This window comes from Streptomyces sp. NPDC055254 (genome assembly GCF_053606025.1).
The window spans coordinates 210,066-229,231 of record NZ_JBSGQV010000007.1; the positions used below are offsets into that span (position 1 = coordinate 210,066).

Here is a 19,166-nt window from a genome sequence, read left to right on the forward strand (position 1 = left end):
GCGGCGGGGGCGGCACTCGGATAGGTGAACCGGGACGCCGGCCGGAGCGGGCACCGGGCGCGGTTGCGGAGCGTGTGCGGGGACCGTAGAAGATCCCCATCAAGTTACCGCCCGGTACCGCTCCGGGCCCGGACTGTTCGGGGGCACATCGCGATGGACACCACGACGCGCGGCACGATCGGCGGCGACGGGAGCCGCCGCCGGGCAACGGGGCCGGGCCGCACCCGGCCGGCCGGGCGTCGCGATCCGCGCCGCCCGGGCGGCCCGCCGCGCGCGGTGCGGCTCGGGCCGCACCACTGGTTCGCGGAACGGCTGCTGGCGGTGGTCAGCGGCCGCCGCCCGGTCCACTCGCTCCTGGGCCACACCGTGGGCGCCGCGTACCAGCAACTGGTCACCCTGGCCCCGGCCGACCCGTCCGGCGACCGGCTCAGCCCGGTCGTCCGCCAGTGCGGCCGTTTCACCCCGGGCCCTGGCGTCATCGAGGCCTTCGCCCGCATCGCCACCGGCGACCGCCTGACCGCGATGGCCTTCCGCCTGGAACAGGGCCCTGACCTCCGCTGGCGCTGCGCCGCCGTCGAAATCCAGGGCCGCCTCCCCTGACCACCCCGCCGGGCCACTCCGGCCCAGCCGACGCCTGGGCGCGGCGGCCCGGGGCGAACCCCCGACCACCCAGCCCCGCCGCCGCTTGAGGCACGGGGACCCGGGGGCAGCGCCCCCGCGACAGCGCCGCACCAAAACCCCCACCCCCGCCGGGAGGCGAACGGCCGGGGCCGGACACCCCTCGGTGCCCGGCCCCGGCCGTGAACGCCCGCCCCCGCAGGGGCTACTTCTTGCGGCGACGCCCGCCGGAAGCCTTCTGCGCCTTGCGCCGCTCGGCCCGCGTCAGCCCGTCCCCACCGGCGGAGTCGCTCTCGAAGTCGCCCTCGACGACACCGCCCTCACCGTCGACCGTCGGCGCCGAGAAGTGCAGCCGGTCCGGACGCTGCGGAGCGTCCAACCCCTTCGCCCGGATCTCCGGACGCGCCGGGGCCCCGGACGGCTCCTTCGCCAGCGACGGCGCGTCCTGCACCGGCACCTCCTCGACCTGCTGCTCGACCTGGACCTCCAGGTTGAACAGGTAGCCGACGGACTCCTCCTTGATGCCGTCCTGCATGGCGTTGAACATGTCGAAGCCCTCGCGCTGGTACTCGACCAGCGGGTCCTTCTGGGCCATCGCCCGCAGGCCGATGCCCTCCTGCAGGTAGTCCATCTCGTACAGGTGCTCACGCCACTTGCGGTCCAGCACCGACAGCACCACGCGCCGCTCCAGCTCGCGCATGATGTCCGAGCCCAGCGCCTTCTCGCGCGCCTCGTACTGCTCGTGGATGTCGTCCTTGACGGACTCGGCGATGAACTCGGCGGTGATGCCCGCGCGGTCGCCCGCGGCCTCCTCCAGCTCGTCCACGGTGACCTTGATCGGGTAGAGCTGCTTGAAGGCGCCCCACAGCCGGTCCAGGTCCCACTCCTCGGCGAAGCCCTCGACCGTCTCGGCCGCGATGTACGCGTCGATCGTGTCGTCCATCATGTGCCGCACCTGCTCCTGGAGGTCCTCGCCCTCCAGGACGCGGCGGCGCTCGCGGTAGATGACCTCGCGCTGGTTGTTGAGGACCTCGTCGTACTTCAGGACGTTCTTGCGCGTCTCGAAGTTCTGGGTCTCGACCTGCGACTGGGCGGACGCGATCGCGCGCGTCACCATCTTGTTCTCGATCGGCACGTCGTCCGGCACGTTCGCCATGGCCATGACGCGCTCGACCATCTGCGCCTTGAACAGACGCATCAGGTCGTCACCCAGCGACAGGTAGAAGCGGGACTCGCCCGGGTCGCCCTGTCGGCCGGAGCGGCCGCGCAGCTGGTTGTCGATACGGCGCGACTCGTGACGCTCGGTGCCCAGCACGTACAGGCCGCCGAGGTCCTTGACCTCTTCGAACTCCGCCTTGACGGCCGCCTCGGCCCTGGTGAGCGCCTCGGGCAGGGCGTGCGCCCACTCCTCGATGTGCTCCTCCGGGTCCAGCCCGCGCTGGCGCAGCTCGGCCTCGGCCAGGTCGTCCGGGTTGCCGCCGAGCTTGATGTCCGTACCGCGGCCGGCCATGTTGGTGGCGACCGTGACGGCGCCCCGGCGGCCGGCCTGGGCGACGATCGTCGCCTCGCGGTCGTGCTGCTTGGCGTTCAGCACCTCGTGCGGGATGCCGCGCTTGGAGAGCTGCTGGGAGAGGTACTCGGACTTCTCGACCGACGTCGTACCGACGAGGATCGGCTGGCCCTTCTCGTGCTTCTCCGCGATGTCGTCGACGACGGCGGCGAACTTCGCGACCTCGGTCCGGTAGATCAGGTCCGGCTGGTCCTTGCGGACCATGTCGCGGTTGGTCGGGATCGGGACGACACCGAGCTTGTAGATCTGGTGGAACTCGGCGGCCTCGGTCATGGCCGTACCGGTCATGCCCGACAGCTTCGAGTACAGGCGGAAGAAGTTCTGCAGGGTGATCGTGGCGAGGGTCTGGTTCTCGTCCTTGATGTCCACCCCTTCCTTCGCCTCGATCGCCTGGTGCATGCCCTCGTTGTAGCGGCGGCCGGCGAGGATACGGCCGGTGTGCTCGTCGACGATCATGACTTCGCCGTCGATGACGACGTAGTCCTTGTCCTTCTTGAAGAGTTCCTTGGCCTTGATCGCGTTGTTCAGGTAGCCGACGAGCGGGGTGTTCACCGACTCGTAGAGGTTCTCGATGCCGAGCCAGTCCTCGACCTTCGCGACACCCGACTCGTGGATGGCGACGGTGCGCTTCTTCTCGTCGACCTCGTAGTCGCCGGTCTCCTCGATGCCCTTGAGCGGCTGGCCGGCCTCGCCCTTGGTCAGCCGGGTGACCAGCTTGGCGAAGTCTCCGTACCACTTGGTGGCCTGGTCGGCCGGGCCGGAGATGATCAGCGGGGTGCGGGCCTCGTCGACGAGGATCGAGTCGACCTCGTCGACCACGGCGAAGTTGTGGCCGCGCTGGACGAGCTCGTCCTGGGACCACGCCATGTTGTCGCGCAGGTAGTCGAAGCCGAACTCGTTGTTCGTGCCGTACGTGATGTCGCAGTTGTACTGCTCGCGGCGCTGGGCCGGCGACATGTTCGCCAGGATGCAGCCGACCTCCAGGCCGAGGAACTTGTGCACCCGGCCCATCATCTCGGAGTCGCGTTCGGCGAGGTAGTCGTTCACCGTGATCAGGTGGACGCCCTTGCCGGACAGCGCGTTCAGGTACGCGGGGAGCGTGCCGACGAGGGTCTTGCCCTCACCGGTCTTCATCTCGGCCACGTAACCCAGGTGCAGCGCCGCGCCACCCATCATCTGGACGTCGTAGTGCCGCTGGCCGAGGACCCGCTTCGCGGCCTCGCGTACGGTCGCGAAGGCCTCGGGCAGCAGGTCGTCCAGGCTCTCGCCGTCCTGGAAGCGCTGCTTGTACTCGTCCGTGAGCGCCCGCAACTCGGCGTCGGAGAGGTTGACGAAGTCCTCTTCGATGGAGTTGACCTGGTCCGCGATGCGGTGCAGTTTGCGCAGGATCTTGCCTTCGCCTGCACGCATGAGCTTGTTGAAGACGGACACCGAGGTTTGTCTCCTTGCCGGTCGGGCCTGAGCACTGTACGTACACGGGCACGGCAGGTGGGCCCCACCGCAACGGCCATCGTAAGCGAGGACGTGGTCGCGTCGGGAGGTCCGCCGTAGCCGCGAGGGCACGGGTGCCCGGATTGAGAACGTACGGGGGGACCCGAAGGTGCCGCTGTTCCCGAAATCCGGTCGCCACCGACCGCCGCCCGGCACCAGAATCCGACCATGCGACCCACCACTTTGAGCACGGAACGGCTGGAACTGCGGCCCTTCGCCCCCGCCGACGAGGACGAGGTGTACGCGGCCTGCCAGGACCCCGACGTCCAGCGCTGGACCATGGTCCCCTCCCCGTACGAGCGCTCGGACGCGCACCGCTTCGTGTGCGAGGTGGTCCCGGACGGCTGGCGCGAGGACACGGGGTACAGCTTCGCCGTCCGCCTCGGCGCGGGCGGTCCGCTGGTCGCGGCCGTCGGGGTGCACGTGCGCGGCGACCACGGCTACGAGGTCGGGTACTGGGCGGTCAAGGAGCACCGGGGCCGCGGCTTCATGACCGAGGCCGTCGGCGCCGTCGCCCGTTGGGCCTTCACCTCGCTGGCCGCCGCCCGCCTGGAATGGCGCGCCGAGGTCGGCAACGCGGGCTCCAGGGCCGTCGCGGAGAAGGCCGGCTTCCGTATCGAGGGCACCCTGCGGGCGGCCCTGGTCCAGAGCGGCACCGCCCGCGACGCCTGGATAGGCGCCCTGCTCCCCTCGGACCTCGGACTGCCCGGCGCACTGCCGTACCTGCCGGCTGTCAGTGGTGGCGCCTAGGCTGCGGATCATGACCATGACCGCGCCGGTGCTGCCGCAGCCGACCCTTTCCCTGTCCGCCGACGAGGCCCGCAGGATCGCTCTGCGGGCGCAGGGCCTGCTGGGCGCGCCCGACCGCCGCGGCGGAGTGCGCGGGGTACTGCGGCACCTGGGCGCCGTACAGCTGGACACCATCTCGGTGCTGGCCCGCTCGCACGAGCTGATTCCGTACGCGCGCCTGGGTGCGGTCGGCCGCGACGCCGTGGAGTCCGCGTACTGGTCCGACCGCCACGCCTTCGAGTACTGGTCGCACGCGGCCTGCATCCTGCCCATCGAGGAATGGCCGCATTTCGCCTTCCGCCGACGGGCCAACCGGGTGCGCGGCCACCGCTGGCACGTCCTGGAGGACAAGGACCGCTCGACGCGGGCGGTCCTGGACCGCCTGCGGGCCGACGGCCCGCTGACCTCCACCGAACTGGGCGGCGCCAAGAACGGCGGCGAGTGGTTCGAGTGGTCCGAGACGAAGATCGCCGTCGAGTGGCTGCTCGACACCGGCGAGGTGGTGTGCGCCCGGCGCCGCGGCTGGAAGCGCGTCTACGACCTGCCCGAGCGCGCCGTCCCCGACGAGCTGCTCCACGACGACCTGGACGACCGCGAGTGCGTGCGCCGGCTCGTGGCCCTGGCGGGACGGTCCCTGGGCGTCGGCACCCGCGCCGACATCGCCGACTACCACCGCCTCAAGGGCGAGCAGGTCGACTCGGTGATCGCGGACTCCGGGCTGGTCCCGGTCGAGGTCGCGGGCTGGGGCCGCGGCGGCGGCGCGGGCGCCGCGTGGGCGGATCCGGCGGCGCTCGCGACGGCCCCCCGGGGCCGGCACCGCACGACGCTGCTGTCCCCGTTCGACTCCCTGGTGTGGGACCGCCCGCGGACGGAGCGGATCTTCGGCTTCACCCACCGCCTGGAGGCGTACGTCCCCAAGCCGAAGCGGATACACGGGTACTTCGCGATGCCGCTGCTGGCCGGCGGCCGTCTCCGGGGGCGGGTCGACCCGGGGCGCGAGGGACGCGTCCTGGTGGCCCGCCAGCTCTCGCTGGAGACCCCGGGGGCGGCCGGGGCGATGGCCGACGCCCTGTGGGAGGCGGCCGGTTGGGTGGGTTGCGAGGAGGTACGGGTCGACCGCGCCGGCTCGGCCGCGGAGGCGGCGGCCGTCACGGCGGAGCTCCACGCGCGGCGCCCGTAGCGGGCCGCCCGCAGGGGGCACCGGCGGCGGGGGCCGTGGTGCTGCCGCGCGGCATCCGCGCGCCGGCGCCGACTCGGCGGATGCCGACGCTCAGCGGATTTCGAGGATCTTCTCCCGCATCGCGTAGACCACGGCCTCCATCCTGGAGTGCAGCTGGAGCTTCTCCAGGATGTTGCGGACATGGTTCTTCACGGTGTTCTCGGAGATGAACAACTCCTTGGCGATGTCCCGGTTGTTCATGCCGGTGGCCACCAGTTTCAGGACCTCCAGCTCGCGGTCCGTCAGCCGGGGCGCCGGCACCAGCCGCCGTTCGTCCGTACGCTGGATCATCGACTTGAACTCGGTGAGCAGCTTCGACGCCATCGACGGGCTGATCTGCGACTGCCCGTCCGCGACCGCCCGGATCGCCGTGGCCACCTCGTCCGTGGAGATCTCCTTGAGGAGGTACCCGGTCGCGCCCGCCTTGATCGCGTCGTAGAGGTCCGCCTCCTCGTCGCTGATCGTCAGCATGATGATCTTCGCGGAGGGGGCCACCTCCTTGATGGACGTGCACGCCTCGATCCCGCCGCGCCGGGGCATCCGCACGTCCATCAGCACGATGTCCGGCAGCAGGTCGGCGGCCTTGTCCACGGCCTCGGCGCCGTCGCCCGCCTCACCGACGACCTGGATGTCCTCCTCCTGCGCGAGCACGATCTCCAGCCCCCGCCGGAAGAGGGCGTGGTCGTCGACCACCAGTACCCGGATGGGTTCCCCGGCCGGGTCCCCCTCGGCCGGCCGGTCCGCCTCCCGACAGCCCGCGCCGTCGTCACCGCGCACCGGCCCGAAGCTGTCCGCCATCGTTCCTCCCCCTGCATGTGCCGAGCTGCTGGGTCAACGCCGCGGACACCTCCGCCGGTTGACTGCCCGCCATGATTCCATGCCCGCAGCACGGTGCGGGGGGTCTCGGCGGCCCTCTGGCGCATACGCGTCATACGGGCGCCCCCGCGGGCCCGTCGTACGTCCCGCGGGGGCAATGAACGGGTGATCAGCCGCCCAGCGCGCCGCCGGCGCCCGCCCCGGACTCGTCCGAGCTGGATGCACCGTCGGGATTCAGGTGGATGATGCCGTAGTCGTAAGCGTGACGTCGGTAGACGACGCTGGGCATCTTGCTGTCGGAGTCGACGAACAGATAGAAGTCGTGGCCGACCAGTTCCATCTCGTAGAGGGCCTGGTCGAGCGACATGGGTGCGGCCGAATGGGTCTTCTCGCGGACGATCAGCGGGCCTTCGCCCTGCACTTCCAGCGATCCGATCCGGGTGGTCGGAATCGCGTCCGCCTTCTCCTCGGCGACCGGCTCTCCATTGCCGTTCAGATGCGCGGCGTCGGGTACGACATCGGCGACCTCGGCCGCCGAGAGCCGTCCGGTGCCGCGGCGGGTGTGGCGCTTGTCGTGCTGCTTGCGCAGCCGGGCCTCCAGCTTGTCCTGAGCCAGGTCCAGCGCCGCGTACGGGTCGGCAGCGGCGGCCTCCGCCCGGATGACCGGGCCACGTGAATGAAGGGTGATCTCCACGCGGTCGGAACGGTCGGCCTGCCGCGGGTTGTGCTCCTTGGACACCTCGACGTCCAAGCTGATCACCTTGGCGTCGAGCCTCTGGATCCGCTCCGGATTCAGCTTCTCGGCCACGTGCTTGCGGAACCGCTCGGGCACCTCGGTCTTGCGGCCCTTGACGACGATGTCCACGCAGAACTCCGTTCCCGGATAGCTCCGCCGCGCGGGCGAAGCTTCTCCCTTTCGCACCAGACTCCGGTGAGCACCGGAGACTCGGACTTGGCGACTTTCACCTCCTCCTCCCCCATCGGCAAGATCTGCACCCCACCGACTTCGGAGTCGAGAGACAGCCTCCTGACACGAAGATTTCCGAAACGTGCGATCCGATGCGTGGGGCCCAAGGCTCGCCAGTTCCTCACAACCGAACATATCTCTCTCTGACGGTTGTCGGCACCCGCTACCGGAACGTACCTCCGATCAGGTGGCTGTTCCCTCTTACTACCTGCAACGTTGCGCCTTCCCATCCAGTTCCGAATCTATTCGCGAGACTTTTGCTCCGGTCGGGCAGCGGACCGGATCCGACCGAAGGAGTCCGCCGGCGCGGCGACCACCGCCGCCCCCGGCGCGACCCCCTCCACCAGCCCCGCGGCGCGCAGGGCCCGGGCCGCCTCGGCCAGCGTCGCACCGGTGGTGATCAGGTCGTCCACGAGCACGATCCGGGCCCCGCGCGTCAGCCGCGCCGCCTCCCCGCGCACCCCCAGGGCCCCGGCCAGGTTCTCCCGGCGCTCCCGGGCCCCCAGGGCCGCCTGGTCCGCCACCGCCCGCCGCAGCCGCAGTACGGGGGCCACGCGCGCGGGCACACCGGCCCCGCGCAGCCGCCGCGCCGCGGCGAGGGCGATCCTGCGCGCCGGGTCGTGCCCGCGCTCGCGGACCCGCCGCCGCGCCGAGGGGACCGGCACCAGGACCACCTCCGCCCGTACGGCCCGGGCGGCCGCCGCTCCCTGGTGCTCCGCGAGCCCCGCCCCGACCGCCGCCGCCAGGGCGCCGCCGAGCACCCCGGCCAGCGGCAGCGCCCCGCGCTCCTTGTGGGCCAGCAGGACCTCGCGTACGCCCCCCTGGTACACGGCCGCCGCATGCACCACGGGCAGCCCCGCCGGCCCCGGAGACGGCCGCGCACGCCCCGCCGCGGCCCCGCTCAGCGCGCCGCGGCAGTCCGCGCACACCAGTACCCGGGCCGCCCCGCAGCCGGCGCAGTCGACCGGCAGGACCAGACCGGCGAGCTCGCGCCACCACTCCCGCATACGCCCACCCTGCCGGACGGCGACCGCCCCCGCCTGCCCTGTGGACAACGGCCGGCGCCGACCCGGCCCGATGCGGCCCCGGACCGGCCCCGCATCGGCCCCGCCCCGCCCCGGGTCAGCCCGGGTACACCGGCGCCCTGCCGCCCGCCGCCGCCGCACGCCACTGCGCGCCCGGCGGCAGCCAGACGATCCCGTCGTCCAGCGTGTGCGCCAGTACCGGCTTCGGCTTCGCCTCGTCCTCCGAGACCGCCACCGCCACCGCCGTGAGCCCGGTGGCGCCGGGCAGGCTCGCCGCGACCATCGAACCGTCCGCCAGCATGTAGCGGGCCTGCATGACCCCGCCGCTCTCGCGGCCCACCACCAGCAACCGCCCGCGCGGCGCCCAGCTCATCGCCGTCACGTCCGCCATCTGCGGCGCCGCCGGGCGCAGCTCGCGCACCGTCACCGCCGAGGAGTCGCCCTCGCCGTCCGGCCGTTCGATCCGTCCGACGAACAGCTCCTTGCGGCCCCCGCCCCGCTCCAGGAGCAGCGCGATCCGCACCCCGTCGGACGATGCCTTGAGCGAGGTGATCTGCCGCCCGTCCAGCCCGGCCACCTCGACCTTCTCCGGAGTCCCGGTCCCGCCCGGCACCCGCCACAGCCCGGGACCCTGCGGATCCTGGTCCGCGATCCACAGGTCGCCCGCCGCGTCCCAGCTGGGCGCGGTCAGCTGCTTCGGCCGCCCGCCCTTGCCGACCGGCACCGGTTGCGGCATGGTCCCGGCCCCGACCAGCGGTACGACGTACAGGCCGTGCCGGTCCTCCGAGACCACCGCCGCACGCCTCTCGTCGTACGTCACCGCGGTCGAGCCGACCTTGAACTGGGCGGCCCCGGCCAGCGGCCCCGGCACCTGCTCGGGCCGGTACTGATGCTCCTCGCCGGCGACGTCGAGCTTGATCCGGACCAGCCGGCCCTCCTTGTCGACGTAGTACCCGTAGTCGGGGGTCCGGGGCCGGTTGGCGATCCCCGCCGCCGCGATCTCGGACACCGCGCACAGCGAGGACTTGCCGTCGGAGCGCAGCAGTTCGACCCGGTCGAGCCGGGAGGCCGTCAGGTCCTTGACGGTGTAGAGGAGTTGGGTCGCCATCTTCTGGCACTGCGGCTGCGCGACATTGGCCGCCTTGTCGTTGAGGGGCACGCGCAGCGTGTTCTCCCCGTCGTACGACAGGGACTTGGTGCCCTCGCGCAGCTCCGTACCGGTCGGGAAGCTGGACTCCACGACGGGGCCGAGCCACTTGGACGGACCGGCGAGCAGCGACTGCACCGTCTGCGTGGTCGGATCCATCCGCGAGTCCGGATCGCTGCGCTGGCGCACGTAGACCGGATCGGCGACGAGCGTCCCGCCCGCGAAGTAGTACTTGTTGACCGGCATGTAGATGCGCTGGAAGTCGGACTCGCTGAGCACGAGGTGGGTGGGCGGGGTCGAGATCCGCCACTGCTTGTCCTCCTGGGTGAGCTGGAGGAACTCCTCGTACTGGCCGCCGGTCTCGGGCTGGTACGCGCTGCGCTCGTCCACCGTGGCGAGCTTGGCACCGGTCACCTTGAAGCGGGGGCCGGTCGGGTCCTTCTCGCCCACGGAGAACCGGTCGAGTCCGGCGGAGAGCACGGTGACGGCCGAGCCGGGCTTCCAGTTCTTCGCGGCTTCCTCGGTGAGGTACTTGCGCGCGGTCTCCAGCTGCGGGTCGTCGCTGGTCATGGCTTCGAGGAAGCCGTCGACGATCTCGGCGGCGCTCGCCTTGTCGGCGGGCGGCACCCCGAACACCCGGACCTGGGAGTCGACGCCCTGCGAGGCCTGCACCGGCCGGATGTCGCCGTGGTCGGGCATGGAGGCGCAGCCGGCCAGCAGCACCCCGGCCGCGCCCACGGCGCCGGCCCGTACGAGCCCGGCGCGTACCGACCCCGGCCGCGCGGACCCAGGCCGCGCGAAGACGGCCCGCGCGAAGACGGCCCGTACGAAGACGGCCCGGGCGGACCCCGCCCCCACGGCGCCGGCCCGCGCGCCGCCCCCTCGGCCCATGGGCTCAGACTCCATCGGTTCGATCCTCCTGTGGTGCCTGCTCGGCCGGCCTCGCCACGACCCGCGCCCCGCTGCCCGGCAGGGCCGTGGGGTCGGCGGGTACGGTCGTCTGCCCGGCCACCGGCGACCGGGGCGGTATCGGCGACCGGTCGCCGCCCTCCGGCTGCGGCCGGGGGGCCGCACTGCCCGCGGCCTCGGCGGCGGCCTCCGCGGCGGCCCTGGCCCGGTTGGCCCGGGAGTCCTCGGGCTCCAGCGGGATCGGCGATCCGCGCAGCGGCTCGTCGGCGGTGCGCGGCAGGGTCAGCCGGAACTGCGAACCGCCGCCCGGCTCGCCCCACGCCTGCAGCCAGCCGCCGTGCAGCCGGGCGTCCTCCACGGCAATGGACAGGCCGAGGCCCGTCCCGCCCGTGGTGCGGGCCCGCGCCGGGTCGGCCCGCCAGAACCGGTTGAAGACGCGGGTGGCCTCCCCGGGCTTGAGCCCGACCCCGTAGTCCCGTACGGCCACGGCCACGGCCCCGCCCGCGGACGCGAGCCGGACCACCACGTCGCGCCCCTCCCCGTGCTCCACCGCGTTGACGACCAGGTTGCGCAGCACCCGCTCCACGCGTCGGGCGTCGGCCTCGGCGATGACGGGCTGGGTGTCGCCGAGCACCCGGATCCGGGTGCCCTTGTGCTCCGCGAGGGGCTCGGCCCCGTCGATGACACGGCGTACGACGTCCCGCAGGTCGATGGGCTCCGCCTCCAGGGCGGCCGCGCCCGCGTCGAACCGGCTGATCTCCAGCAGGTCGGCCAGCAGGGACTCGAACCGGTCGAGCTGACCGGCGAGGAGCTCCGCGGAGCGCGCGGTGACCGGGTCGAAGTCCACCCGGGCGTCGTGGATGACGTCGGCGGCCATCCGTACCGTCGTCAGCGGGGTGCGCAGCTCGTGCGAGACGTCCGAGACGAAGCGGCGCTGCATCCGCGACAGCTCCTCCAGCTGCTGGATCTTCTGCTGGAGGTTCTGGGCCATCTTGTTGAACGCTTCGCCCAGACGGGCGATGTCGTCCTCGCCGGTGACCTTCATCCGCTCCTGGAGCCGCCCGGCCGACAGCCGCTCGGCGACCCCCGCGGCCATCCGCACCGGCGTGACGATCTGGCGCACGACGAGCCAGGCGATGGCGCTCAGCAGGACGACCACGAACAGCCCGGCGGTGGCGATGGTGCTTTTGACCAGGTTCAGGGACTCCTCCTCCTGCGTCAGCGGGAAGAGGTAGTACAGGTCGTACGGATCTCCGTTGATGTCCGTCAGCCGTTTGCCGACGACCAGCGCGGGCTCGGGCGCCTTCTGCCCGGAGCCGGCGGTGTACTTGATCTCGGAGAAGGTCTTGAAGGCGCCGGTGGCGTGGTTCACGGCGCGGCGCAGCGCGAGCGGAACGCTCGCGGTGGGGTCGACGTTGCCGGAGGCCCGGGCCCCCTTGACGCCCTGGCCGCCGGGGGCCTGCTCCCCGGTGCCGGCGCCGAGGGCGACGACCTCGAACGCCGTCTGGCCACCACTGGCCAACTGCTTGACCAGGGAGTTCATCCAGGTACTGGCGTCCCGGCCGACCTTGTTGTCGGTCGCGTCGGGTCCGTCCACCGTGGCGGGAGCGTTGGCCTTCTCCTGTGCGACCGCGAAGCCGCCCGCGGCCTGGCTCTGCGCGGCCTCCTCCTTGGCGTCGAGGAGACCCTTGCTGACCTGCGCGATCACGACGAAACCCAGGGCGAGCACCACGGCCAGCGACATCAGCAGGGTCGCGGTGACCACTCGGAGCTGGATGTTGCGCCGCCACAGCCGGACAGCCGGAAGCAGCGGCCGGCGCAGGAGGCGCACGAACAGCCGCAGCACCGGGCCGCCCGGCGCTCCCTGCGCCACCTGGCGCAGCGACCGGCCTCCCCGCAGCGCACCCCAGCGGGAGCCGCCCCGGGGACTGCCGGCCTTCACGTCAGCTCGGTCCTGCCTTGTAGCCGACACCGCGCACCGTCACGACGATCTCGGGGCGCTCCGGGTCCTTCTCGACCTTGGAGCGCAGTCGCTGGACGTGCACGTTGACCAGCCGGGTGTCCGCCGCGTGCCGGTAGCCCCACACCTGCTCCAGCAGCACCTCGCGGGTGAACACCTGCCAGGGCTTGCGCGCGAGCGCGACCAGCAGGTCGAACTCCAGCGGGGTCAGCGCGATGGACGCACCGTCCCGCTTGACCGAGTGCCCGGCCACGTCGATGACCAGGTCACCGATGGCCAGCTGCTCGGGCGCGGGCTCCTCCGAGCGGCGCAGGCGGGCCCGGATGCGGGCCACCAGCTCCTTCGGCTTGAACGGCTTGACGATGTAGTCGTCGGCCCCGGACTCCAGGCCCACGACCACGTCCACCGTGTCGCTCTTGGCGGTGAGCATCACGATCGGCACGCCGGACTCGGCCCTGATCAGCCTGCACACCTCGATGCCGTCCCGTCCGGGAAGCATGAGGTCGAGGAGCACCAGGTCCGGCTTCGCCTCCCGGAAGGCAGCAAGTGCCTTGTCACCGTCTGCAACGAACGACGGCTCAAAACCTTCTCCACGCAGCACAATGCCGAGCATCTCGGCCAGCGCGGTGTCGTCGTCGACGACAAGGACTCGTCCCTTCATGCTTGACATCATCCCATTAGCTAATCGTTACCCGGCGGTGAGCTGTCCCACAGCCAAAAGGGCTGGAAATCGCCCCTCGGACCTGCGTGGGGATCAGGTCGACCAGTCTGCCCCGGATCCGGGTGACAATTGAAGGTACGGGCTGACCGGTATCCGGGGGGACGGTTGGTCCGTTCGGTGGTCCCACGTGGCACGATGACAGCGATCAGCGCCCCCGCCCCGCAGCAGGTGCACGTGAAGGAGTGACGATGAACGACTCTCCGGGCTGGGCTACGCCCGGATCCGAACCGTCCGACAGCGACCGGCCGGGGGCCCCCGCCGACCAGCCGGGCTCCGCCGCGCAGCCGCCGACGCCGCCGGTCCCGCCCGTCCAGCCGCCCGCACAGCCCGCTGCCGACCCCAAGTGGTCCGCCGAGCAGCCGCCCCCGGGCCAGTGGTCCAGCCCGGCCCCCGGCCAGCAGGTCCCGCCCCAGCAGCCCCCGCAGGGCGCCGGCTGGGGAGCGGGCCGGCCGCAGCAGGGCGGCCCGTACGGAGGCCAGTACGGGCCCCAGTACGGCTACCCGGGCGGCCCCGGCCAGTGGGGCAAGCCCCCGGCCGTCAAGCCCGGTGTGATCCCGCTGCGCCCCCTGGGCCTCGGCGAGATCCTCGACGGCGCGGTCGCCACCATGCGCACCCACTGGCGCTCGGTCCTGCCCATCACCCTGGTCGTGGCCACGGTCGTGCAGGTCATCAGCCTCTTCGCGACGAAGTTCATGCTCGACGACCTGATCCTCGCGCCCGCAGAGGACATGACCCCGGCCGACGCGATCAACATGGTGGGCAGCACCCTGTCCGTCACCGCCGTCACCCAGTTCATCCAGTACCTCGGCACGATCGTCGTCACGGCGATGCTCACCATGATCTTCAGCCGCGCGATCCTCGGCCAGAGCTCCTCGATCTCGGACGCCTGGCGCGACGCCCGCTCCCAGCTGCTGCGCCTCGTCGGCCTGACCGCACTCCTCGGCGCCGGACTCGTCGTGCTCGGCATCGTCCTGATGCTGCCCGCGATCCTCGGCAAGAGCATCGGCCTGGCCTTCCTCGGCATGCTGGTCTGGGCCGTGGTCGCCGCCTGGCTCGGCACCATGTTCAGCCTGGCCTCGCCCGCCCTGATGCTGGAGAAGAGCGGCGTCTTCAAGGCCTTCAGCCGCTCCGCGAAGCTGGTCAAGGGCTCCTGGTGGCGCATCTTCGGCATCACGATCCTGACGGCGATCATCGCCGCCATCGTCTCGGCGATCATCTACTACCCGCTGTCGCTCATCGGGATCTTCGGCTTCGGCGGCGGCTTCGCCGCCCTTGAGGACGGCACCGCCACCACCGCCTGGGGCACACTGATCTTCTCCGCGATCGGGCTGATCATCGCGCAGACCATCGTCACGCCGTTCCAGTCCGGCGTCACCGTCCTCCTCTACGTCGACCAGCGCATCCGCCGCGAGGCCCTCGACCTGGAGCTCGCCCGGGCGGCCGGCGTCGAGAACTACGGCACGACCGGAGGCTGATGCACCGATGATGAGTACGGGGGGCCTCATCACCCGCACCGCCGCGCTCCTGCCCGGCGCGGAGACACCACCGGTGACGACACCGCGCGGACCCGCCCGGGAGGCGGCCGAGCGCGAACTGTCCAAACCGGCGTACCACGAGAACGACCCGAGCCTGCTGGACCGCGCCCTGCGTGAACTCCTCACCTGGCTCGACGACTTCCTCCGGTCCGCCTCCGGGATCACACCCGGAGGCGGCTTCGGCCTGCTGACCGTGGTCGTCCTGGTCGTCCTGGTCGTCGCCCTCCTGTGGTGGCGGCTCGGCTCCCCCCGCCGGACCGCCACCAGCACCGGCACGCTCTTCGACGACGGCCCGCGCAGCGCCGCCGACCACCGCACGGCCGCCGAGGCCCACGCGGCCGCCGGCCGCTGGACCGAGGCCGTCCAGGAGCGCATGCGCGCCGTCGTCCGCTCCCTGGAGGAACGCACCCTCCTCGACCCCCGCCCCGGCCGCACCGCCGACGAGGCGGCCGCCGAGGCCTCGGTGTCCCTCCCCGACCACACGGCCGAACTCCGCGCCGCGGCCCGCGCCTTCGACGAGGTCACCTACGGCGGCCGCACCGCCGACGCCGACACGTACGCCCGCCTGCGCACCCTCGACCTCACCCTGGACCGTGCCAAGCCGCTCCTGACGGGACCCCGCGCATGACCGGCCCCACCCCGCCGGCCCCCGGCCCCTTCGACACCGCCCCCGCCGGCGCCCCCGCCGCACCCGGCGTCCCGGCGCCCGACGCACCGCCGCGCCCCGCCCCGGCGGACGCCGCACCCCGCCCCCGCCGGGCCCCGGCGCTGCGCCGGGCGCGCACCGCCCTGGCCCTCCTCGCCCTGCTCGTCGCCGGCGGCGTCGCCATGGCCGTCATGAACTCCGGCACCCGCCACGGGTACCTCGACCCCCGCTCCGCCGACCCGTTCGGCAGCCGGGCCGTCGCCGAACTCCTCAAGCAGCGCGGCGTCACCACCCGCGTCGTCACCACCGCCGGCGAGGCCGCCGACGCCGCCGGTCCCGGCACCACCCTCCTGGTCACCGACCCCGACCGGCTCGGCGCCACCCAGCAGCGCGCCATCCGCTCGGCCGTCGACCTCTCCGGCGGCCGCATCGTCCTGCTCGCCCCCGGCGGCCCCAGCCTCCCCGGCCTGGCCCCCGACGTGCACACCCGAGGCAGCGCCCACACCGACGTCCTGTCCCCGGACTGCGCCCTGCCCGCCGCCACCTCGGCCGGCCGTGCGAGCACCGGAACGGGCCCCCGCTACACCACCACCCGCCCCGGGGCCACCGCCTGCTACCCCAGCGACGGCCACCCCACCCTCCTCGCCCTCCCCGCCACGACCGCCGGCGGCGGCGGCGGCGACACCGTCGTCCTCGGGGCCGACGCGATCCTCCTCAACGAGAGCCTCGCGGACGAGGGCAACGCCTCGCTCGCCCTCCAACTCCTCGGCTCCCGCCCCGACCTCGTCTGGTACATGCCCTCGCTCGCGGACTCCGACCCGGGGACCGCACCCGGCGAGGAGAAGAGCCTCTTCGACCTCGTCCCGGCCGGCTGGTCGTGGGCGCTGCTCCAGCTCTTCGTCGCCGCCGTCCTCGCCGCCTTCTGGCGCGCGCGCCGGCTCGGCCCCCTCGTCACCGAGAAGCTGCCCGTCGTCATCCGCGCCTCCGAGGCCACCGAGGGCCGCGCCCGCCTCTACCGCAAGGCAGGGGCCCGCGACCGCGCCGCCACCGTGCTGCGCGCCGCCGCCCGCGAACGCCTGGCCGCACTGGTCGGCGTACCGCAGGCGCAGGCCCACGACCCGCTGGCCCTCGCACCGGCCGTCTCCGCCCGCCTCACCGACGGGACGAGGGACGCCCACACCCTCCTCTTCGGCACCACACCCCCCGACGACGCGGCACTCGTCGCGCTCGCCGACCACCTCGACGCCCTCGAAAGAGAGGTCCGTACGTCATGACGTACCCGGCCACCGAATCCGCCACCGCGGACAGCGCCCGCGCTTCCCTCGAAGCGCTCCGCACCGAGATCGGCAAGGCCGTGGTCGGTCAGGACTCCGCCGTCACCGGTCTCGTCGTCGCCCTCCTGTGCCGGGGCCACGTCCTGCTCGAAGGCGTCCCCGGCGTCGCCAAGACCCTCCTCGTGCGCGCCCTCGCCGCCTCCCTCGAACTCGACACCAAGCGCGTCCAGTTCACTCCGGACCTGATGCCGAGCGACGTCACCGGCTCGCTCGTCTACGACGCCCGCACCGCCCAGTTCTCCTTCCAGAACGGCCCGGTCTTCACCAACCTCCTCCTCGCGGACGAGATCAACCGGACGCCCCCGAAGACCCAGTCCTCCCTCCTCGAAGCCATGGAGGAGCGCCAGGTCACCGTCGACGGCACCCCGCGCGCCCTCCCGGAGCCCTTCCTCGTCGCCGCCACCATGAACCCGGTGGAGTACGAGGGCACGTACCCGCTGCCGGAAGCCCAACTGGACCGCTTCCTGCTCAAGCTCACCGTGCCCCTCCCCTCCCGCGAGGACGAGATCGGGGTCCTGACCCGCCACGCCGCCGGATTCAACCCCCGCGACCTGCACGCCGCGGGCATCCGCCCCGTCGCCGGCCCGGCCCAGCTCGAAGCCGCCCGCGAGGCGGTCGCCAAGGTGTCCGTCTCCCCCGAGATCGCCGGCTACGTCGTCGACGTCTGCCGAGCGACCCGCGAATCGCCGTCCCTCACCCTCGGCGTCTCCCCGCGCGGCGCGACGGCCCTGCTGGCCACCTCCCGCGCCTGGGCCTGGCTGACCGGCCGCGACTACGTCACCCCGGACGACGTCAAGGCCCTGGCCCTGCCGACGCTGCGCCACCGCGTCCAACTGCGCCCGGAAGCCGAGATGGAGGGAGTCACGGCCGACGCCGTCATCACCGCGATCCTCGCCCACGTCCCCGTCCCGCGCTGATGGCCCTCACCGGACGCGCCGCCCTGCTCGCGGCCCTCGGCAGCATCCCCGTCGGCCTCCTCGAACCGAGCTGGACGGGCCTGCTCGCCGTCAACGCCCCGCTCGCGCTGGCCTGCGCGGTCGACTGCGCCCTGGCGGCGCCCGTCCGCACCCTGCGGCTCACCCGCTCCGGCGACACCTCCGTCCGCCTCGGCGAACCGGCTGAGGTCCACCTCACGGTGACCAATCCGAGCGGCCGCCCATTGCGTGCCCGGGTCCGCGACGCCTGGCCCCCGAGCAGCTGGCTGCCCGGCACGGACATCGCCGCCTCCCGCCACGAGCTGACCGTCCCGGCGGGGGAACGCCGCCGCCTGACCACCCGCCTGCTGCCGACGCGACGCGGCGACCGCACGGCCGACCGCGTCACGATCCGCTCCTACGGCCCGCTGGGCCTGCTCACCCGCCAGGGCTCCCATCCGGCCCCGTGGACGGTACGGGTCCTGCCGCCGTTCACCAGCCGCAAGCACCTGCCGTCCCGGCTGGCCCGGCTGCGCGAACTGGACGGCCGTACGAGCGTCCTGACCCGCGGCGAGGGCACCGAATTCGACAGCCTGCGCGACTACGTACCCGGCGACGACACCCGCTCCATCGACTGGCGCGCCACGGCCCGCCAGCAGAAGGTGGCCGTCCGCACCTGGCGGCCCGAACGCGACCGGCACATCCTGATCTGCCTGGACACCGGCCGGACCTCGGCGGGCCGGGTCGGCGACGCCCCCCGCCTGGACTCCGCCATGGACGCGGCCCTGCTGCTGGCCGCCCTGGCCACCCGCGCCGGCGACCGCGTGGACCTCCTGGCCCACGACCGCCGCCCCCGCGCCCTGGTCCAGGCCCGCTCCGCGGCCGACACGCTCCCCGCCTTCGTCAACGCGATGGCCACGCTCGAACCGGAACTCGTCGAGACGGACTCCCGCACCCTCGTCTCCACCGTCCTGCGCAGCGCCCCGCGCCGCTCCCTGGTGGTCCTCCTGACGAGCCTGGACGCGGCCCCGATCGAAGAGGGCCTGCTCCCGGTGCTGCCGCGCCTCACCCAGCGCCACACGGTGCTGCTGGCATCCGTGGCCGACCCGCACGTCGCGGCCATGGCTGCGGCCCGGGGCGATGTGGACGCCGTCTACGAGGCCGCCGCGGGCGCCCAGTCCCAGGCCCAGCGCCGCCGTACCGCCGACCAGCTGACCCGCCACGGCGTCCACGTCGTCGACGCCACCCCGGACACCTTGGCCCCGGCCCTGGCCGACGCCTACCTGGCGCTCAAGGCCGCCGGCCGCCTCTGAACGCGTTCCCGCCGTCCCGCCCTCGAAGTCGGGACGGCGGGGACGAACTCGAACTCGAACTCGCCCGGGAACGCAGAAAAGCCCCGCACCGAACCCTTGACGGGTTGGTGCGGGGCTTTCCCACAATGATTGTTCGGCGGCGTCCTACTCTCCCACAGGGTCCCCCCTGCAGTACCATCGGCGCTGAAAGGC

General features: G+C 72.9%; 15 protein-coding genes. 8 read left to right on the forward strand and 7 right to left on the reverse strand.

What is annotated here, in order from left to right:
* Positions 1-153 precede the first annotated feature (153 nt).
* Positions 154-600, forward strand: a complete 447-nt coding sequence (locus ACWFQ8_RS10825) for an Rv3235 family protein (RefSeq protein ID WP_453785839.1) — start codon at positions 154-156, stop codon at positions 598-600.
* 223 nt (positions 601-823) lie between these two features.
* Here the strand turns inward: ACWFQ8_RS10825 and secA are convergent, their stop codons facing one another.
* Complete coding sequence (gene secA, locus ACWFQ8_RS10830; RefSeq protein ID WP_453785840.1) at positions 824-3,619, reverse strand: preprotein translocase subunit SecA; 2,796 nt, start codon at positions 3,617-3,619, stop codon at positions 824-826.
* A gap of 228 nt (positions 3,620-3,847) precedes the next feature.
* Between secA and ACWFQ8_RS10835 the strand changes: the two genes are divergently transcribed.
* Together ACWFQ8_RS10835 and ACWFQ8_RS10840 are read left to right on the forward strand one after the other, a co-directional pair.
* Positions 3,848-4,429 (forward strand): GNAT family N-acetyltransferase, encoded by a 582-nt coding sequence (locus ACWFQ8_RS10835; RefSeq protein WP_453785841.1) that lies wholly within the window; start codon positions 3,848-3,850, stop codon positions 4,427-4,429.
* Positions 4,430-4,445: 16 nt separating this feature from the next.
* Positions 4,446-5,648 (forward strand): winged helix-turn-helix domain-containing protein, encoded by a 1,203-nt coding sequence (locus ACWFQ8_RS10840; RefSeq protein WP_453785865.1) that lies wholly within the window; start codon positions 4,446-4,448, stop codon positions 5,646-5,648.
* A 90-nt stretch (positions 5,649-5,738) separates the two neighbouring features.
* Here the strand turns inward: ACWFQ8_RS10840 and ACWFQ8_RS10845 are convergent, their stop codons facing one another.
* The 6 genes from ACWFQ8_RS10845 to mtrA form a co-directional block, all read right to left on the reverse strand.
* The gene (locus tag ACWFQ8_RS10845; protein WP_453785842.1) at positions 5,739-6,485 is read right to left on the reverse strand and encodes a response regulator; all 747 of its coding nucleotides are present in this window, start codon (positions 6,483-6,485) and stop codon (positions 5,739-5,741) included.
* 187 nt (positions 6,486-6,672) lie between these two features.
* On the reverse strand, positions 6,673-7,368 hold the full coding sequence (hpf, locus tag ACWFQ8_RS10850) for a ribosome hibernation-promoting factor, HPF/YfiA family (RefSeq protein WP_453785843.1): 696 nt from the start codon (positions 7,366-7,368) through the stop codon (positions 6,673-6,675).
* Between the two features lie 344 nt (positions 7,369-7,712).
* Positions 7,713-8,477 carry a ComF family protein gene (locus tag ACWFQ8_RS10855; RefSeq protein ID WP_453785844.1) on the reverse strand — a complete coding sequence of 255 codons (765 nt, stop codon included), beginning with the start codon at positions 8,475-8,477 and terminating at the stop codon, positions 7,713-7,715.
* Between the two features lie 115 nt (positions 8,478-8,592).
* Positions 8,593-10,548: an LpqB family beta-propeller domain-containing protein gene (locus ACWFQ8_RS10860; protein WP_453785845.1), complete on the reverse strand. Its 1,956-nt coding sequence runs from the start codon at positions 10,546-10,548 to the stop codon at positions 8,593-8,595.
* Positions 10,538-12,493, reverse strand: a complete 1,956-nt coding sequence (mtrB, locus tag ACWFQ8_RS10865) for an MtrAB system histidine kinase MtrB (RefSeq protein WP_453785846.1) — start codon at positions 12,491-12,493, stop codon at positions 10,538-10,540. Before mtrB ends, ACWFQ8_RS10860 begins: the two co-directional genes overlap by 11 nt.
* A gap of 1 nt (position 12,494) precedes the next feature.
* Positions 12,495-13,184 carry a two-component system response regulator MtrA gene (gene mtrA / locus ACWFQ8_RS10870; protein ID WP_189973359.1) on the reverse strand — a complete coding sequence of 230 codons (690 nt, stop codon included), beginning with the start codon at positions 13,182-13,184 and terminating at the stop codon, positions 12,495-12,497.
* Between the two features lie 236 nt (positions 13,185-13,420).
* On the opposite strand from mtrA, the gene ACWFQ8_RS10875 reads away from it, so the two are divergent.
* Genes ACWFQ8_RS10875 through ACWFQ8_RS10895 form a run of 5 tightly spaced genes read left to right on the forward strand, consistent with a single transcriptional unit; the run spans position 13,421 to position 18,974 of the window.
* Positions 13,421-14,707, forward strand: coding sequence for a glycerophosphoryl diester phosphodiesterase membrane domain-containing protein (locus tag ACWFQ8_RS10875; protein WP_453785847.1), 1,287 nt, complete (start codon positions 13,421-13,423; stop codon positions 14,705-14,707).
* A gap of 7 nt (positions 14,708-14,714) precedes the next feature.
* Positions 14,715-15,395 (forward strand): DUF4129 domain-containing protein, encoded by a 681-nt coding sequence (locus tag ACWFQ8_RS10880; RefSeq protein WP_453785848.1) that lies wholly within the window; start codon positions 14,715-14,717, stop codon positions 15,393-15,395.
* Entirely contained in the window at positions 15,392-16,687 is a 1,296-nt protein-coding gene (locus ACWFQ8_RS10885; RefSeq protein ID WP_453785849.1) for a DUF4350 domain-containing protein, read from the forward strand. The genes ACWFQ8_RS10880 and ACWFQ8_RS10885 overlap by 4 nt, the downstream gene beginning before the upstream one ends.
* Positions 16,684-17,664, forward strand: a complete 981-nt coding sequence (locus tag ACWFQ8_RS10890; RefSeq protein WP_453785850.1) for an AAA family ATPase — start codon at positions 16,684-16,686, stop codon at positions 17,662-17,664. The genes ACWFQ8_RS10885 and ACWFQ8_RS10890 overlap by 4 nt, the downstream gene beginning before the upstream one ends.
* Positions 17,664-18,974 (forward strand): DUF58 domain-containing protein, encoded by a 1,311-nt coding sequence (locus tag ACWFQ8_RS10895; RefSeq protein WP_453785851.1) that lies wholly within the window; start codon positions 17,664-17,666, stop codon positions 18,972-18,974. The genes ACWFQ8_RS10890 and ACWFQ8_RS10895 overlap by 1 nt, the downstream gene beginning before the upstream one ends.
* The last annotated feature ends 192 nt before the right edge of the window (positions 18,975-19,166 follow it).

Coding starts and splice junctions, on each gene's coding strand:
- mtrA (WP_189973359.1), bottom strand. CDS start 13,184: ATGATGTCAAGCATGAAGGGACGAGTCCTTGTCGTCGACGACGACACC.
- ACWFQ8_RS10825 (WP_453785839.1), top strand. CDS start 154: ATGGACACCACGACGCGCGGCACGATCGGCGGCGACGGGAGCCGCCGC.
- ACWFQ8_RS10835 (WP_453785841.1), top strand. CDS start 3,848: ATGCGACCCACCACTTTGAGCACGGAACGGCTGGAACTGCGGCCCTTC.
- ACWFQ8_RS10860 (WP_453785845.1), bottom strand. CDS start 10,548: ATGGAGTCTGAGCCCATGGGCCGAGGGGGCGGCGCGCGGGCCGGCGCC.
- ACWFQ8_RS10880 (WP_453785848.1), top strand. CDS start 14,715: ATGATGAGTACGGGGGGCCTCATCACCCGCACCGCCGCGCTCCTGCCC.
- ACWFQ8_RS10890 (WP_453785850.1), top strand. CDS start 16,684: ATGACGTACCCGGCCACCGAATCCGCCACCGCGGACAGCGCCCGCGCT.
- ACWFQ8_RS10855 (WP_453785844.1), bottom strand. CDS start 8,477: ATGCGGGAGTGGTGGCGCGAGCTCGCCGGTCTGGTCCTGCCGGTCGAC.
- ACWFQ8_RS10840 (WP_453785865.1), top strand. CDS start 4,446: ATGACCGCGCCGGTGCTGCCGCAGCCGACCCTTTCCCTGTCCGCCGAC.
- ACWFQ8_RS10895 (WP_453785851.1), top strand. CDS start 17,664: ATGGCCCTCACCGGACGCGCCGCCCTGCTCGCGGCCCTCGGCAGCATC.
- ACWFQ8_RS10885 (WP_453785849.1), top strand. CDS start 15,392: ATGACCGGCCCCACCCCGCCGGCCCCCGGCCCCTTCGACACCGCCCCC.
- ACWFQ8_RS10875 (WP_453785847.1), top strand. CDS start 13,421: ATGAACGACTCTCCGGGCTGGGCTACGCCCGGATCCGAACCGTCCGAC.
- ACWFQ8_RS10845 (WP_453785842.1), bottom strand. CDS start 6,485: ATGGCGGACAGCTTCGGGCCGGTGCGCGGTGACGACGGCGCGGGCTGT.